Source organism: Bradyrhizobium valentinum, from assembly GCF_001440405.1.
Lineage (GTDB): Bacteria > Pseudomonadota > Alphaproteobacteria > Rhizobiales > Xanthobacteraceae > Bradyrhizobium > Bradyrhizobium valentinum.
On record NZ_LLXX01000187.1, the window covers coordinates 1 to 16,400 of the forward strand.

Annotated in this window: 12 protein-coding genes and 4 pseudogenes; 12 read left to right on the forward strand and 4 right to left on the reverse strand. The window is 59.6% G+C overall.

The window, feature by feature from the left end; all coding sequences use genetic code 11:
- Window positions 1-134: 134 nt before the first annotated feature.
- A complete protein-coding gene (locus CP49_RS33735; protein ID WP_057854446.1) occupies window positions 135-338 on the reverse strand; it encodes a MerR family transcriptional regulator in 204 nt (67 codons plus the stop codon).
- A gap of 1,076 nt (window positions 339-1,414) precedes the next feature.
- Between CP49_RS33735 and CP49_RS43735 the strand changes: the two genes are divergently transcribed.
- Window positions 1,415-1,594, forward strand: a complete 180-nt coding sequence (locus tag CP49_RS43735; protein ID WP_082646380.1) for a hypothetical protein — start codon at window positions 1,415-1,417, stop codon at window positions 1,592-1,594.
- 374 nt (window positions 1,595-1,968) lie between these two features.
- Window positions 1,969-2,337: a hypothetical protein gene (locus CP49_RS33740; protein WP_063791819.1), complete on the forward strand. Its 369-nt coding sequence runs from the start codon at window positions 1,969-1,971 to the stop codon at window positions 2,335-2,337.
- Window positions 2,338-2,959: 622 nt separating this feature from the next.
- Here the strand turns inward: CP49_RS33740 and CP49_RS33750 are convergent.
- Complete coding sequence (locus CP49_RS33750; protein ID WP_057854448.1) at window positions 2,960-3,649, reverse strand: IclR family transcriptional regulator; 690 nt, start codon at window positions 3,647-3,649, stop codon at window positions 2,960-2,962.
- A gap of 192 nt (window positions 3,650-3,841) precedes the next feature.
- Between CP49_RS33750 and CP49_RS33755 the strand changes: the two are divergent.
- The 5 genes and pseudogenes from CP49_RS33755 to CP49_RS33775 all read left to right on the forward strand — a co-directional run bounded on the left by CP49_RS33755 (window position 3,842) and on the right by CP49_RS33775 (window position 8,579).
- Window positions 3,842-4,593: pseudogene (locus CP49_RS33755) on the forward strand (ABC transporter ATP-binding protein).
- Window positions 4,577-5,347 carry an ABC transporter permease gene (locus CP49_RS33760; protein WP_057854449.1) on the forward strand — a complete coding sequence of 257 codons (771 nt, stop codon included), beginning with the start codon at window positions 4,577-4,579 and terminating at the stop codon, window positions 5,345-5,347. Before CP49_RS33755 ends, CP49_RS33760 begins: the two are co-directional and overlap by 17 nt.
- Before the next feature lie 2 nt (window positions 5,348-5,349).
- A complete protein-coding gene (locus tag CP49_RS33765; protein WP_245310997.1) occupies window positions 5,350-6,537 on the forward strand; it encodes an ABC transporter substrate-binding protein in 1,188 nt (395 codons plus the stop codon).
- Window positions 6,428-7,687, forward strand: coding sequence for a CaiB/BaiF CoA transferase family protein (locus CP49_RS33770; protein ID WP_057854450.1), 1,260 nt, complete (start codon window positions 6,428-6,430; stop codon window positions 7,685-7,687). The genes CP49_RS33765 and CP49_RS33770 overlap by 110 nt, the downstream gene beginning before the upstream one ends.
- A 64-nt stretch (window positions 7,688-7,751) precedes the next feature.
- Window positions 7,752-8,579, forward strand: a complete 828-nt coding sequence (locus CP49_RS33775; RefSeq protein WP_057854451.1) for a citryl-CoA lyase — start codon at window positions 7,752-7,754, stop codon at window positions 8,577-8,579.
- Window positions 8,580-9,530: 951 nt separating this feature from the next.
- Here CP49_RS33775 and CP49_RS46430 read toward each other — a convergent pair.
- Window positions 9,531-9,729 (reverse strand): annotated as a pseudogene (locus tag CP49_RS46430) (IS5/IS1182 family transposase); the annotation flags it as partial.
- 261 nt (window positions 9,730-9,990) lie between these two features.
- Between CP49_RS46430 and CP49_RS49515 the strand changes: the two are divergent.
- The 4 genes and pseudogenes from CP49_RS49515 to CP49_RS33785 all read left to right on the forward strand — a co-directional run bounded on the left by CP49_RS49515 (window position 9,991) and on the right by CP49_RS33785 (window position 14,216).
- A complete protein-coding gene (locus CP49_RS49515; RefSeq protein ID WP_420807672.1) occupies window positions 9,991-10,206 on the forward strand; it encodes a transposase in 216 nt (71 codons plus the stop codon).
- A 163-nt stretch (window positions 10,207-10,369) separates the two neighbouring features.
- The gene (gene tnpB / locus CP49_RS43755; RefSeq protein WP_420807670.1) at window positions 10,370-10,648 is read left to right on the forward strand and encodes an IS66 family insertion sequence element accessory protein TnpB; all 279 of its coding nucleotides are present in this window, start codon (window positions 10,370-10,372) and stop codon (window positions 10,646-10,648) included.
- A 113-nt stretch (window positions 10,649-10,761) separates the two neighbouring features.
- Window positions 10,762-11,333 (forward strand): annotated as a pseudogene (locus tag CP49_RS33780) (IS66 family transposase); the annotation flags it as partial.
- A gap of 642 nt (window positions 11,334-11,975) precedes the next feature.
- The gene (locus CP49_RS33785) at window positions 11,976-14,216 is read left to right on the forward strand and encodes a hypothetical protein (protein WP_057854453.1); all 2,241 of its coding nucleotides are present in this window, start codon (window positions 11,976-11,978) and stop codon (window positions 14,214-14,216) included.
- A gap of 188 nt (window positions 14,217-14,404) precedes the next feature.
- Here CP49_RS33785 and CP49_RS33790 read toward each other — a convergent pair whose 3' ends face one another.
- Window positions 14,405-14,665: a hypothetical protein gene (locus CP49_RS33790; protein WP_057854454.1), complete on the reverse strand. Its 261-nt coding sequence runs from the start codon at window positions 14,663-14,665 to the stop codon at window positions 14,405-14,407.
- A 968-nt stretch (window positions 14,666-15,633) separates the two neighbouring features.
- On the opposite strand from CP49_RS33790, the pseudogene CP49_RS43760 reads away from it, so the two are divergent.
- Window positions 15,634-16,384, forward strand: a pseudogene (locus tag CP49_RS43760) (IS5 family transposase).
- Window positions 16,385-16,400: the final 16 nt, after the last annotated feature.

Below are 16,400 nucleotides of genomic sequence, written 5' to 3' on the forward strand. Positions count from 1 at the left end.
CATGCTTCATATGAAGAATGTGATACCATGCACATGTACGCCGCAAGAAAAAACGTGCTCGAAAATCGCGAAATAGCCCTTATTTTAAGGGGCGAAATGTCTTTCGCGACAGAAACTAGCTAGAGCGCCTCTCTTCATTTACTCGGCTCAATGCGAGGGAGGGTCATATGATAGGCGTCGATGGAATCGGCGTCGACCATGGTCTGGCCCTCCATTTTGTAGGCGACGATCTTTCCCTTCTTGATCAGCTTGTAGGCCTTGGTCCGGCGGAAACCGCCCCGCTCCAACGCCTTTTTCAACGTAATCAGGTTCCGCTTCTGGCGGGGGTCATCCGTCATCGCTATCGATCCCTCCTGTGCTCGGCTGTTCATCCTTCTCCGCCGCCGCTATTGAATCAGAATCGGCGGTCTCGTGCAGCTAGCCGCGGCGTCCTTCGGAACGGCGCGCGCCCTGACATCCGCCTTTGTGAGTTTGGATCTCGATACCAGGTTGGTGACCGCAAGATAAAAAACGAGTGGCAGGGAAGAAAGCTCTGCGTCGATTCATTCAATCATGGCGTTCGCTCCTCTCTCCAGTGAAAGCTAAGAAAGCTTCGAGTATTATGGGACAGCTGAAAGAGCCGAGGATCATTGTGAGCCGGTGAGATCGGAGAAGAACACAGCGATCATTTTCCGGTGACTGGATGTTCGCATCACTTTTTTGGTGTGACCGATTTTGCTGAACGTGTATCAAGCCGTCGCCTTTGTTGCTTTAGCTCGCCCAAGTTTGGCCATGACGGGGCTGGACAGGCCAACGGTTGCTCTCGCTGGCTGCTGTTGGATCACGTGAAGTGATAATGTGATGGCGGCGAGATGGCCAAAAAATTGCGCGTGGTGGTTCGCGGGCGGAGAATTCGCCCGCGGCGCCAAGTCTGGATACATGCTGCCTGAAGTCTTGCCAGTTGTTGAGGCAGGTCGAGCGCCCATTCTGCGGATATGAATAATTTCCGACCCGCCGCTCGATGCCCCTAAAACACTACAGTAAAGGATCCCCAGTAGGGTCAGCTAATCTGCGTCCCGACTCTCGACATTAGAACTTTGCGCTGGCTTCTTTTTCGCGTGACCGCGCGTTGTCTGCGCTCTGGTGATGCCGTCGTAATTGTTCGCAACCCTTTCTTAATCAAGGGGTTTCTGCCTCGTCCGCAAGCGCCACGAGGCGCGCTCTATCCATGTAAAATCGGTCGTCCATGCTGGTCCCCTTGAAATAAGAGGTACATGCCCGTTTTTGCGACCGACAACAGTAATCCAGATCACATATTTAGCTGTCAGCCGGCGAAGTCGCATTCACATTCTCGCAATAGAAGCTTGTTCATTGTCGCCAACGCAGACTGTCATGATAGAAGCCCGGCTCTGCCCCAATCCGATTCGGAGAAAGAATGGCAAAAGCAAAGAAAGTAGTTCGCCGCGCGTGGACAAAAGACGATGTCCGAAAAATGAAGACGATGGCAAAAGCAAAGTCAGGCGCCGCCAAGATCGCAAAGGCGCTAATGCGAACTCCCGGTGCCACCACTGTGATGGCAGCAAAGCTAGGAGTTTCATTATCAACGCGCGCTTAACTTACAGGCGACGGGCCGGAGTGCGGCCTGTCGCCCATTTCCGCATCGCTGAATCTGAGCAGTTGGCGGTCACGCCGCGTGCGGATTGACGTGGTTTAGCCTCGTAGTGAGCGGGCGTGGATTCTTGTTGAGCGCCCACCTGAGTTCGCATCATACGCCATCCAAGTGTCACCTTCGACGTGCCGCTCTAGAACGAAGACGTGCCCACGTCGCGCGGCGTGTGGTGGCCGACGTTCGGGGAGCAATTTCGAGGACGGCGAGGTGGCGGTCGGCCGCCTGATGCTTATTGTCGCATGGTGTGAATGCCGCGAGCGGATTCTTTCACCAGCCGAGCCGGCGGTCGATCGGTCGAAAAATGCGAGAGCTTTCTTGCGATGGAGGACGACATGCAGGAAGAGGCGCCGGCGCCGCCCAGGTCCCTTGTTTTCGAAGCGCCGCTGTTCCGGCTGCTCGCGATCAACTTTGCCGCGGGCGTGTCGCTGGCGGTGCTTCTGGTCGGTGGCCTCATGCTGCTCAATCCCGGCAACATACGAGACCTCATCCTGGCCGATAACACCCCCGGCATCGCGCTCGGGCTGCTCCTGTTCGGCTTCATCATCACCCTCAGCTCCAGCGCGATGGGCACCGCCATCATGGCGATGGGGCGACGGCAGCCCGAGGGCCCGCCGCGAGGACCGGGACAGTTCGTGGCTGAGACGGCCGGCGACAAAACGCGCAGCCGGCAGCTGCATGATCGCTTCTGATTGAGTAAGAGCCTATGCTCCAGCCGGTCTCAAGGACGAAAGCGGCACCTACGCTCAGCTCTGCTTTCGAGGGCGAAGCGGAATTGTTGTCCTTGGATCTGAGACTAATTCATTCGGCGTGCGTTGCGCGCTGCGTGTCACCCGAACATCGATTTTGAGGCTGACCTTCGCCTGATCCAGAAGTGCCGACAGGAACATCCCGATCAGAGGAAACTTCGGAATCTGGCGAGCTCCGTGATGTGATCGGCTGACAAGACTTCCGTTACGAGCGGAGGCTGTGGCGCTGTGTGGATTTCGTAAAGATGACGTGTGGCCTCAGGCTTGGTCATAAACTCTCGTATGCAGTCGTCCAGCGTGCCTTCCGCCAGCAGATAGGTGCTTCTGTCTGCAAGGCGCTTTTTGTTTATGGAGGGCCATTTGCGAAGCATGGCGGGCGCATCGAATCGAATGTGAATGTCGTTCGCGTCATCATCTCTGTACTCGATCGTTCAACGTGGCTGCTCTGCCTCTGAACAGTCGGGAACTGCCTGATTGCCTCATGCTGCGCCATAAGACACTGCCAGCCTTTGCCGAAGCCGCGTCGACTTCTTTACAAATGGCGCAAAGCGGACGCCCTCAATGATCAGCATTCGCTCGCAGGCAGCAACCCCGCTAAGGCCTTGGCTTCCGATTTGAGAGCATCGATTGCCGACTTGCGGGCGTCGGTATCGAAGCGCGTCCTGATCGCTGATACCGAAAGGGCGCCCCTCAGTTTGCCGTGTACGTCCATCAACGGGACGGCCGCCGCGGCGACCTCCGGATCCCGCTCTCCGATCGAAACATAAAAGCCTTTATCGCGGATCTTCTTCCCTTCTACGTTCGTTGGCTCGCGGTATGCAGTAAGAATTCGCCCGGCGGCGCCGCGATCAATCGGCAATCGCTGGCCTTCTTCGAGATGATGTCGAGCTGAACGTGGAGAATTGACGCGGTAAAGACAGATGCGTTCGTCGCCATCTGCAACATAGAAGGATGCAGTTTCCCCCGTTGCCTCAACCAGGCGACGAAGCGATGGCCGGATGACTTCGCCAAGATCCAGACCGCGCTGATAGAGCGCCCCAAGACGCCACAACTCCGGTCCCGGTCGAAACAACCGGTCCGCGCCGCGGACGAGAAAGCCATCAGCCTCCAACGAAGACGCCAATCGGAGTACTGTGCTCTTGTAGAGGTCCGTCATCTCCGCAATCTGCGTCAGCGTCATCGCAGACCGCTCCGCGTTGAAACTTTTCAGGATCGCGAGCGCTCTCCTGACCGCGTCAACTCCTGTCTTGCTCATCTCTGCTCCAGTTCTGGAGAATAGAATCACTGCCAGATTAAGACGTCAAAGTCCACTATGAAAGGCAGTAGACGGTTCTGTAGGGCAGAATAGATTGACTCTTCTCACGCACATGACTATGGATTGCATATAACAGAACGAGTTCTGAAGCGCGAGGGGCAGCCAACGCTGGCCGTTGACTTGCGCGAGGTAATGATCCGCTTCGGCGCATTCATCGCAGTCAAAAGCGTGAACCTCCAAGTAGGCGACGCGGAGTTCGTTGCGGTCATGGGACCAACTGGTTGCGGCAAGTCCATCATCCTGAACACTGTCACAGGTCTCTCAAAACCCGCGTCGGGAGACGTTCAGATCTTCGGCAAGCTGCTCACGGGACTGAATGATCAGTCCGGATACATGCTCCAACAGGAGGGCCTACTGCCGTGGAAGACCGCGCACGACAACGTTGGGCTCGGGCTCGTCTTTCAGGGCAAGTCACTCGAGGAGGCGCGCGCCGAGGTTCGGCCGTGGCTCGCCAAAGTCGGCCTGACGGGATTTGAGCAGCGTTATCCGCATCAGCTATCAGGCGGGCAACGCAAGCGCGCGGCGATGGCGCAGACGCTCATCATGGAGCCGAGAATCGTTCTGATGGACGAGCCCTTCTCGACGCTGGACGTTCACACGCGCCGGCTGACGCACCGCATCCTGCCCGATCGCTGGCAGGCCAAGCGCCGCTCCTTGATCTTCATCACCCATCATCTTGACGAGGCGATCACGCTGGCCGACCCGCGTCGTCGGGATGTCCGCAGGCCCTGCCAGCCGGATGGTCGGCGAGGTCAGGATCACGCTGCCTCGTCCCCGGGACGTCTGCGCGCTGCGGACCACGGACGAGTTCGTCGCGCTCTATCGCGAAATCTGGTCGCTGCTTGGGCGCTGAAGTGGAGAGGAGCTATGCCGCGCAGAAATAAGGTCGTTGTCACGCAAGTCGCGATCGTTCTCGCTCTTGTCCTGATCTGGGAGCTGGGGGTGCGATTAGGCCTCATCGACGCCTTTTTCTTTGCGGCGCCGTCGACCCTGGTCGGCAGGATAAGGAACTGGACGTCGACCGCGGATTTCTGGGGCGATGTTGGCATGACGCTGGTCGAGACGATCCCATCATTCGTGGTCGGGATTGCGATCGGCACTGCGCTTGGGATCTGGCTGGGATTAAGCCCGTTTGCCGCTGATGTCGTTCAGCGCTTCACCATGTTCAACGCGATCCCGCGTATCCTGCTGGGGCCGATCTCCGTTATCTGGTTCGGTCTGGGGCTGACCTCGAGCGTTGCGCTCGGCGTGACCCTCGTGCTGTTCGTTGCGTTCTTCAACACTTTCCAAGGCGTGCGCGAGGTCAATCCGGTCGTCCTGGCGAGCACGCGACTGCTGCGCGATTCGAAATCCTCGCTGTTGCGCCACGTCTATCTGCCCTCTGCCAACACCTGGATCCTGTCGAGCCTGCGAGTGTCCGTCGGCATGGCGGTCATGGGCGCCGTGGTTGCGGAATATCTCTGCTCATCCGCCGGGTTGGGGCACCTGATCGCGCAGGCCGAAGGGGTGCTCGATGCGACCGGCGTGTTCGCCGGAATCATTGTGCTGTCCGCATTCGTGGTCGCACTTGACGCGCTCGTCGATCGTGCCGAAAAGAGGTTGTTGGTCTGGCGGCCAGCGCCGCTTCATGAGGCTTGAACATGTGCTTGGCCAAGTATATGCGCATTTTTTTCCGATTGATCTTTGGTGTTGCGGCCGTTGGCCTCTGCCTCTTATCGGCTGACGCCGGCGAACCGGAAAGGGCGACACTGAAGATCGCCGTCGGCTCCCAGATTCTCAATTACATGCCTCTCGAATTGGGCGTAAAGCTCGGTAACTTCAAAGAAGAAGGGCTCGACGTCACTGTCGAGAATTTCCAGGCCGGCGGCTCCAAGGCGCTGCAGGCTCTGATTGGTGGCTCGGTGGACGGCGTCGTGGGGTTCTATGATCACACGATCCAGATGCAGGCGCAGGGCAAGGAGATCTCCTGCGTCTTTCTGCTCAACGACATACCCGGCGTTCTTCTCGGGCGCAGCGATCTCGCCGACAAGGTGAGGAGCGGCGCCGACCTCAAGGGCCTGAAGCTCGGCATCACGGCTCCTGGTTCCTCGACGGACACAATGGCACGCTATTACATCAAGAAGTCAGGATTGGGGCCGCGCGACGTCAAGATCATCGCAGTCGGCAGCGGCACGCCGGGCATGGTTGTGCTCGAAGCCAAGAACATCGACGCGCTGGTCTATTTCGATCCCGTTGCGACGCTGCTCTCGAGGAAGAATGCGGCCAAGCCGCTGTTCGATGCGCGCACGGTCGAAGGCTCCAAGACCGCCTTTAACGGGATCTATCCGACCGCCTGTCTCTACCTCCAGCAATCGTTCATCGACAAAAATCCCGAAGCCGTGCAGCGCCTGGTCAATGCCCTGCTGAAGACCCACCGCTGGATCAACTCGGTATCAACGGAACAGCTCGTTGACGCGGTCCCGGCCGGGTACAAGACCGACAATCGCGAGGTGAACATCGACGTCCTGAAGGCGTCGACGGCACTGTTTTCCCAGACCGGCCTGATGGACGCCGAGGCGGCCAAGATAGCGCTGGCTGTGTTGAGCGATTTCGACCCAGGATCGCCGCGGCCAACATCGACCTCAGCAAACCTTCACCAATCGCTTCGCCGAGCGTGCGGTCCAGCAACTGAAATAACAACCGCAGCGGCCGAAGATACGGCAAAGGAGGTTTCGTCAGATGTCCCTGCCGCTCACCGGCATCCGTGTCCTCGACCTGTCGAACGTATTGGCAGGTCCGTTCTGCGGCTACCACCTAGCGCGCCTCGGCGCGGAGGTTATCAAAGTTGAAAACCCCAATGGAGGCGATCTCGCGCGGCGCCTTGGCGCCGATCCGCAAAGGGCAGAGCGCCTTCAGGGCCTCTCCTTCGTCGGCGTCAACGCCGGTAAGCAGTCGGTGGCGCTCGATCTGAAGTCTGAAGCGGGAAGGGAAGTGTTTTTCAGGCTGGCGTCCGAGGCCGACGTCCTTCTCGAAAACTTCCGGCCCAAGGTCATGGAGCGGCTTGGTCTCGGTTTCGACGCGTTGTGCAAGCGCAACCCACGCCTCATCTATTGTGCGATCTCAGGCTTTGGGCAAAACGGTCCTTGGTCCGCCCGCCCGGCCTACGACCAGATCGTCCAGGGCCTTTCCGGCGCGATGAGTGTTACCGGTGATGCAGCCACGGCTCCGCTGCGGACCGGCTTCCCGATCTCCGACACCATCGCCGGGCTAACGGCCGCCTTTGCCATCGCCGCCGCGCTCGTCGAGCAGCAGCAAACGGGCAGGGGCCGCTTCATCGACGTGTCGCTGCTCGAGGCGACAATCGCGGCCATGGGATGGGTGGTTTCCAATCACCTGAACGGCGGAGTCGAGCCGCAGCCGATGGGGAACGAGAATTTCACGGCCGCACCCTCCGGCACGTTCCGCACCGCGACCGGCCCGCTGAATATAGCCGCAAACGAGCAGAAGCAGTACCGGACCCTTTGCGATCTGATCGGCCGGCCGGATCTGAAGACGGATCCGCGCTTCGCAAAGCGCGAAGCACGTAAATTGAACCGCGGGGTGCTTAGCGATGAGTTGAACGCAGCCCTGAGCTGCAGGCCTGCAGAGGAGTGGGAGGCGCTGTTGAACGCCGCCGGCGTTCCTGCCGGCTGCGTGCTGACCGTTCCGCAAGTTTTGCGCGAGCCGCAGTTGCTGGAGCGCGGCTTTGTCGAGATGCTGCCGCTCGATAGGGCTGGCGAACTGCCATTACGCGTTACGCGCCCTGGTTTTCTGCTGGATGAGGTGTTTCCTGTCCCGGCGCCTCCCCCGTCGCTCGGTGCGGACACGGAGCGATGGCTGGCTCGGCTCGGTTATACCTGTCCGGAAATTAAGCACCTTATCGCAAGCGGTGCCGCCGGAACGCCACATCAAGGAGGAGCGCATTTTCCACGGGTCCGCCCGGCGACGGATGGAGCGTGACGGGCAGGGAGTTGCGCGCAAGCAAGCCTCGGCCGGACATAGGCTGACGAGATTGGAAAACAGAATGAGCGAAACGGAGCTGCGAGAGCAGGCCGCCCATTGGTGGCGGACCTCCATATGCGACATTGCCCCCGGGCGGATCACCTACCGCGGATACACGATCGACGAATTGATTGGTCATATCTCCTTCCCCGCGATGATCTGGTTGATGCTGCGCGGCGAGCTACCCACACCGGCGCAGGAGCGGCTATTACAGGCTGCGCTGGTTGCATCGGTGGATCACGGCCCGCATGCACCTTCCATCGCCATCGCGCAGATGGCTGTCAGTTGTGGGCTGCCGCTCAACGGCGCGATGGCATCGGCGATCAACACGCTCGACGACGTGCATGGCGGAGCGGGGGAGCAGGCGATCGAGCTCTATGACGAGGTCCTGCGACGCAGCGAGACTAAGGACCTCGATGAGGCTGCCGCTGAGGCGATTGACCATTTCACCGCCACGCGCGGCAAATATCTGCCGGGCTTCGGTCACCGGTTTCATCCCGTCGACCCGCGCGCTGAACCGCTGCTCGCGCTAGTCGATGCCGCGATCAGTGATGGTGCCGTCACGGGTCGCTATGCCAGCGCTGCACGCGCGAGCGAGCGCGTCATGCGCGAGCGCAACGGCAAGCTCATCCCTATGAACATCGATGGAGCCACTGCAGTCATCTATGGGGAGCTGGGCTTTGCTGCACCCCTAGCCCGCGGCATCTTCTGCTTGTCACGCGCAGTAGGCATCCTGGCGCATGCATGGGAGCAGACCGGACGCAAGGACCGCAATAAAGGACCGATGCCCAAGCAGTTCGCCTACAAATACCAGGGGCAGCCAAGGCGCAGCCTAAAGGAAGCGCCATGATGTACCTTGAGGGACCGCCGCAGTTCATCGAAACGCGCGTCTTTTCGGCCATGCCCGCCAAATTGCGCCGGCCCGGAGTCCGCTCGGATTGGGCGGACGTCAACCGTGGAGGCAAGCCGGCTGACTGCTTCATCGAGGGCCGTCGTTCGACGCGTAGGGAAATCTCTATTTGATCGACATTTCCTTGGCCGCATCTTCAGGCTTGCACCCGGTGGCTCCTGGTCCTTGATCGTCAATAACGGTTGGCGGAATGGCCTGGCCGCATTCTCGCGTCCGACAACGTCTGGGGTGTGCCGTAAGATCGGCAGGTTTAGCTCATTCTTCGGGACGAGCGGTCCGGACGTGCTGGCAATGGACGCCAGACGCTGTTCGTAGCTCATGCATAGCTGGGCCACGTCTTCGTCCTGGCATCGGATGGCGAGTGCATCGCTCCGCATCAGTCCTGCGCTGGCTCGACGTGTACGAGCGTTGCCATTGGGTCAAGATGGCGCTTTGTTTATCACAGAATTAGCAACCGGTTCGGTACGTTCGGTATTGATCGCAGAGTTGGTGCCTTGTAAAGCCACGCTCAAAAAAGCGGCAGCTTCGGCAAGCTGCATCTTATCGTCATTTCGATCAGTTGTTTTTATCGAAGGAGAGCACGGGGCGACGCGTGATCAACCGCTGTATCGACCCGCCGATGCCGGGCTTTTTGCCGGACTCCCCGGCGCTCGGTTATCGGCAACACAGATACAGGACGCGAGATGATGCTGATACGCCTTGGCAGACCGCCATCGCCGCGCAACTGGCCACTGGTCACCAATATCCGTAACACCTCGTGGTCGCACTGACGCATCTGGCTCAAGCCGGAGAGCCGCTGCTTGCTGCCCGCCAAAGGTTCAGTGGGTGATCGCGGCACAGACGTCGCGTTGATGTAACTTGCTGCCATTCCGGCCAAGGTCGTGTGGACACTTATCGCATCCATAGCATGATGGCTGCGAGAGTTGCGAAGGCGCAATAGCTTCGGGCAGTTTTTTCGAAGTGGGTTGCTACGCGTCGGAACTGCTTGAGCTTGCAAGCAGCATTCCACAAGATGTTCCTCGGCATTGGATGCTTCGAGCGGATATTTGAGCGCCGGTGACGGGTTGTTGGGAATGACGGCCCACACACCGAGACTGCCTCCCGAAAAACCGGCCTTGGATCTGATTTGCCGCCTCAAGGGAATCCTCAAGAGTCCGCAGCACATGGGGGGCGAATCGCGGGAGAGCACCTTCGGCGGCCCATTCGCGAGATCGCACGCGAGAGGTGGGAAATATTCAGCTAGCAGCACGTCGGTAGGTACGCATCCGAGGGCGGCCGCCTTGCAGAGGTTGGCTATTGCGTGATTACAGGCAGTATGGACACCATATCCACTGCCAATAATGCGAAAGTTATGGAGGTTGTCGACACAGGACGGCGGCGGTTCAGTATTGAAGCGAAGCAGCGGATTGTGGAGGAGAGTTATTGCTGTGGCGATCCTGTTACTGTCGTTGCTCGCCGCCACGGACTTTTTCCTGGCCAACTGTTCGGATGGCGACGCATGGCGCGACAAGGCGCTCTTGGAGCGCTTAACCCAAAGATGGCGAACACGGGTTTATTGCGGCTCTGATTGAGCCGGATCCAACGAGAAGCGATGGGAGCCGTGACGCCGCTCGCTGCGAGCAGGTTGTTGGACGGATGGAGATCGTGCTCGGCAGCGGTGTTCGTCTGATCGTTGGAGTGGATGTCGACATCGCCGCTCTATCGCGGGTCTTAAGAGTACTGGAGGGACGATGATCCCGATTCCGACGGGCGTTCGTGTGTGGCTAGCGACCGGCTACACCGACATGCGGTGCTGCTTTCCGAGTTTGGCTCTCCGCGTGCAGGAAGTGCTCAAGCAAGATCCTCTTGGCGGAAATCTTTTTTGCTTCAGGGGAAAACGCGGCGATCTTTTGAAGGTATTTGGCATGATGGCCAGGGGGCATGCCTGTTTACAAAAAGACTTGAGAGAGGAAGGTTCATCTCGCCTTCGGTTGCAGGGGAAGCAGTGGCGATCTCTCCGGCGCAATTGAGCTATCTCTTGTCTGGAATCGACTGACGCAATCCTCAAGGAACGTGGCGTCCAACGCGAGTTGAATAAGCATTTTGTGATTGAACTTGCCAGCCAATCTGATTCACTCGCTTCATGAATTCGAAGTCGGATGATCTTCCTTCGGACCTCGCGAGAGCCCAGGCGGCGCTGCTGGTCGAGCGTGAAGCGCGGCAAAAGGGTCGAGGCTGAGCGTGATGCGGCCGTGGCTGAAGCCCGCCAGCGCGAAGGCAAAGCTGTCCGACACCGAAGCGCTGATCGCTCATCTGCAGCTCAGGATCGAAAAGCTGAAACGCGAGTTGCATGGGTCGCGCTCCGAACGCACGGCGCGGCTGATCGAGCAGTTGAAAGATCTGGTAATGTCGGCGACCGAGGATGAGCTTGCAGCTCGGGCCGCGGCGGCGAAAACCCAAACCGTGTGCGCGTTCACGCGCAAGCGGTCGGTACGCAAGGCCTGGCCGGATGACATCGAACGCGAGCGCGTCGTCATCGATCCCCCCGGGCCGCGCGGCAAACAGTGTGGAAGTGCGTCAATCGGGTTGTCGCGCTCTTCGCACCCAGATTGCCGCTCTATACCCCCGACCACCTGCGCCTGCTGTGGCGGGGCGCGGTTGTCGAAGCTGGGCGAGGATGTAACCAGGACATTGGAGGCGATCCCGCGCCGCTTCTGACTGGGCTGGGATGGGCGGCAGCTTCGGCAAGATTGTACTTTGGAAAAGAGCTGCGCAACATCGGTTCTGCTCGAATTCGGACGTGGGGCAAGAAATGTTGTTTTGACCGACGTTCTGCGTCTGGTCAGGATTGGTGCATCACCGCTGGATCAGTAAGCTCTTCGGACTCGCATCTCCTTCCCGGAGAACAGGACGTGCGGCAGCCGAAGGTCTGCCAATCGATATTCGCCGGCTATTTTTGCCTCACCACAATCCACCAGTCCGTTTCAGGACGCGAGCATTCTCGTGGCGGCGCTCCGGTATTCGGGATGGTCTTTGCCAAGTCCCTATAGACAAAGCAGCCGGCATAGGGCGGAGTCTCAAGGATCGCCGTCACGGCCGATTCTGTCGCAGCCTGACAGCGCGGATCCTTATGGCGGTCACGGCGAGGCAGCACCAGGTCGCGGTGATGCACTGCAGCTGACTATCCTATATGACGCGGTCATCCCCGCTGCCTCCAGCAGCACGCCAGACCCCATGGAATTGCAACCGACGGTACCTGGGTTTTCTTGTGCATCCGGAAAAACGCCCTTCGTCAGCTACTCGTCAGCCAGCCTGTCTATCAAGGCTGCGCATTCTCGCCCATATCGGAGATGGAATATGACGGGCATTGACCGACCTGGCAAATCGCACGTTGGGGCTGCAGGAGCCGACAGCACGTGGGGATCGAGCAGTTTGAGCCCGGAGCCCGGTCCCGCCCTCGGGCAAGGCAGGCAATCATTCGACTCCGTCGTGGAGCGGATGCGCTCCGGGCCTCAAGATAGAACGGCGCCGCTCGTGAGCCAGCCACCAACTTCGGGTGTGGCAGCCCCAAGAGGCGACCAGAACAAGGTAGCAAAGCGAAAAATGCGCAGCCTGCTTGAGGACCTTGATGCTTGTCGTGATGTTGCCACGCGAGCCCGGAACCCGTCGGAGGCGCAAGAGCTGATCGATCAAGTCGTCAAGGCAGGCTCAGCAGTTCTGGACTACTACGCGGGCCTGCCCCGAGATATGGCACGTAGCATTCTGTCCGACAAGCAGGCTCGCCGACTCCGCGACGAGACGCTTGATGCGGCGGACGAATGCAACGCCGTGGCCACCTGGACTATCCACGACTTGGAGGCGAGCAGGAAGAAAGCAGCAGCCGTGCTCGACCAGATGCGCCAATCCAACGCGCCGCCCGGCCAGCTGAGCCGAGCGGTTTCCAGCGTGGCGAAGCACCACCTGCCCTGCATGGAGTGGTGGGGAAAGAAGGCATTGCGCTCGGAACGGATGCAGTCCGTCTGCGCGGCCACTGCCAACTTGCCAAGCACTACGCCCGAGATGCGGAAGGCCGAAGAGGCCGCACTACGGCTGCATACCGGCTGGGCACTTAATACGAAGTGCATGTATCTGCAATCGCGGATCGCTCTCGCGCAGCTCATGATTGTGCCGCAGGCGAGCACGTTCGGACCAGCCGTGAGGGAAATCCTCATGGGTGAGAACGGGCGAGTGCGTCTGCTCGGGACCTTCATCGAGGATGTTTTTCCGGCATTCCTCTCGACGGCCGACGCGGTTCTAAACAGCAATGGAGCGGCACTCGACGCAGAGCACTGCACCGTTCTGGAAGGAGTCATGGAGCGGCTTTCGGAATTTGCGTCAGGGGTGAACGGCATCGTTGCCAGGCTAAGGGATGCCGGAACGGATGCCGACCTTCCATTGGAACTGTTGAACCAGATCGTGGAAGGTGCATGGGTCACCGCGCACGAAGTCACGCGACTTTTGGCAGTGCAGCCAAAGAGGCCAGTCCTGATTGAACCGCCTGCCCAGGCTGCGATACCGGAAAATACCGTCTTATTGGCTAAGGGCCACGCGGCGCGCAGGAAGGGGAAAGGCAAGCGCGCACCGGCCGCAGGCGAGAGGAGTTCAACTGCCGGGCTGCGCGAGCCGCAGCTCGCCAGGCCCGACGCTGCCACGGCCCCGACAGCCAAGGTTATCGTACTCTCGGATCTGGGTACGAAGAAACTCGCAAGTGCAGAGGAGGCACGCGCGAGGGCTTCATCATCGGCGACCGGGCACCTGGAGATGTGGCAGGCTCCGCCCTCCAGGAACGCACTGACGGGATTACTCAAGCGATTGGACGAGCTGCTGCAGTTCGATCTGCCGGCTCAGCAAAGCGCCGTCTCGCAAGCGCGCCAGATGAAGCCCGAGGACGCCGACCACGTCGTGGATCTCGTCGTTAGGCGCCTGCAGACGCAGGCCGCCGAGATTGAGCCCTGTGTAGCCGCGCTGGAGGAGCCTCGCCGACGTGGCCTACTCACGCCTGCGCAAGTGCCCGAAGTGCACGAAAAAATAGTCCGGCTTAAGGCGATGTTGTCCGAGGTTCAGGGACAGACAAACTCATTGAACGCGCGAAAGGCGGCGATCACGATCGATTGCATGAAGACCTACGCCTTTCCGTCGCAGAAGTACCTTGAACAGTTGCGGGCGGCCGAGGAACTGGCGTCTGTGGATCCACCGCGCGCCTTGAAGGGCGAGCCAGGGACGCTGTTCGAGATCAAGCTGCAGCCCAAGGCGCTGCGTAGTGGTGCGATGCCAAGCCCGATGTGGGTGCACATCCATACGAAGCGGCCGGTACATGCGTGGCAGTTGGCGTCGCTGGGTGACGCCGACTTCGCCGCTTGCCACGTGAAGTCCAATGAACAGCGTGGCTACAATCGGCATTGGCAGAGCGCCCAAGCTGCGACGGGGCACGAGAACGTTGTGATTCACCGTGGCAAGCTCACGCCTGCGTTCTGTAAGTCGTTGTTGAGCATTGCCCCGTGGTACCCCCTTCCCGAGGCGGAGCACGCGTCGATGCAGTTCGCGCGCCTCGGGATGTAGTTACCTGAGTGTCTCGCGCCAGAGCGTCGCTGTGGTGACGCCATTAAGCAGACCGTTATCACCGAGAGGAATCCTCGATGAGCTCGAAGCCGGCGCGGGCTCCCTCGAACAGATCGACAACGGGGTCCGACTGAAATTCGATCGGGAGCGTCGTGACCCCGACTTCCTTCCGCTTGGCAGCTGAACCGTCAAATGCCGGCGATCGGCGGCACACCGCTCGAGGATTGGGACGCCCGGAGATAATTTAGCGCGGTAAGGACTCTCCTCCTGTCGTCGCTGTCGCCTATGAACTGCCGGACATCATCGTTGAGCGAAGCGTCATTGAGTCGACCGGCGATGGCCTGCTTGTTGTTATCAAAGAGCCGGCGGCCCAAGCCGAGAAGATAATCTACATGGCCCTTGGCGGTGCGCTCAGTGGCCGTCTTCTTGAGTGCGTTCTCAAGCCCCAAATGAGGGACGCATCCTCGGCATAAAGAGGCTGCCTTCTGCGACGGACGAAAACCCCACTTGATTGGAGCGGCTGCGGCACCGAAATGCCCGGCATCGCCTTACCGCCGCTACCTTGCGACTACTCGGGAGTAGTCCTCCCAGCGCGGTTGCGTCATGGACATAGGTTCCGGTGGTGGCGCGCCGACTGGATCAGTGGGGGCTGCCTGCGAGGGTCTGAATTGGCAAATTCGCCCAGCTGGCGCCTAAAGGCCGCCACATCTGCGGACGAGAACTCCGGTGTCCTCTCCTGCGGGTCCGCGTTGCCCGATTGTTGATGTAGTCGGTTAGTTAAAGGGAGATCCATCCGTTCTCACTTTCGAAAATTTAGGCCGATCCGAAGCCAGGCTCGGATCTGATGTGGAATTTCAGACGGCAGACCGAGAACGATCAAGGCTTCAACTGCGAATCTGCTTCTGGACGTCGGACCTCAACAACAAACCACCGTACGTTCCCAAGGGGCCGCTTCCAAGCAGCTGAGCATCGGGCACTCCAATGTTCTTCCGGTGTCATCAGCCGTCTTTCGGGCGTCCGGAGACCACACTTTGCTATGTGGAGCTGTCGAGAACCTGACGACCCAGCGCTCTTCAGCCGTCCGGCGTCAGGGCAGCATCATGCGCGCGCCTACGATCAAGCGGAGACCTTAGCGTGCCGCATTGACTACAACCGAGCGCGCAGTTGTAAGTCCGCAAAACACCTTAAAGGATCATGATGCAACTTTCTCGCGAGGAGCGTCACAAAACGGCTCGCCCGATCGATGGCCTTGCGGTCTCATTTGTTGATTCCGGGGGAGCGCACGGGATGATGCCTTTAGCTCGGCCGCTAATCGGACGCGGCGAGGGGCTCTCTAGGATTAGGTGCTGTGGACTTTTGGGGATTCCCTTGAGGCGGCAATCAGATTCAAGGCTGCTTTTGGGGGACAGTCTTGAGTATGATGGACGGCTTGGTCTTGAGCGACGCGGCGTGGGATCGGATAGGGCCACTGATCATCGGCCGGCCCGATCAAAGGGGATCGACGGGACGCGACCACCGGATGTCGTGGAGGGCGTCCTTTGGATTGTGCGCACGGGTGCTCCCTGGCGTGATCTTCCAGAGCTGTTTGGCGATTGGAACAGCGTTTTCCGGCCCTTCAGTCGCTGAACACCCAGGTTGTTTGGTGGCGAATCTTCGAGGCGATGTCCGCTAATCCGGACTTCGAATACCTGATCGTTGATTCCACCATCGTCCGAGCCCATCAGCACGCTGCCGGGGCTAAAAAAAGGGTCTGAAGATCGAGCCATCGGCCGTTCTCGCGATGGCCTGAGCACCAAGATCCACATGGTCGTTCGAGGCTTGGGATGCCCGTGCGGTTCACACTAACTGCGGGTCAGAACGGTGATACACCGCAAGCCGCAGCCTTGATAGAGGGATTATCCGCCGAAGTCGTCATGGCTGACACGGCCTATGACGCGGACCACTTACGCCTAGCCAACGCCCGCCAAGAGCGGACTGTCATTCCCAACAACCGGTCACGGGGGCTCAAATATCCGCTCGACAAGCATCTCTACGCCCAGAAACATCGTGTGGAATGCGGCTTCAGCAAGCTCAAGCAGTTCCGACGCGTAGCAACCCGCCTCGAAAAACCGCCCGAAGCGATTGCGCCGTCGTCACTCTCCAGCCATCATGCTGTGGATGTGATATAAGTGTCCACACGACCCA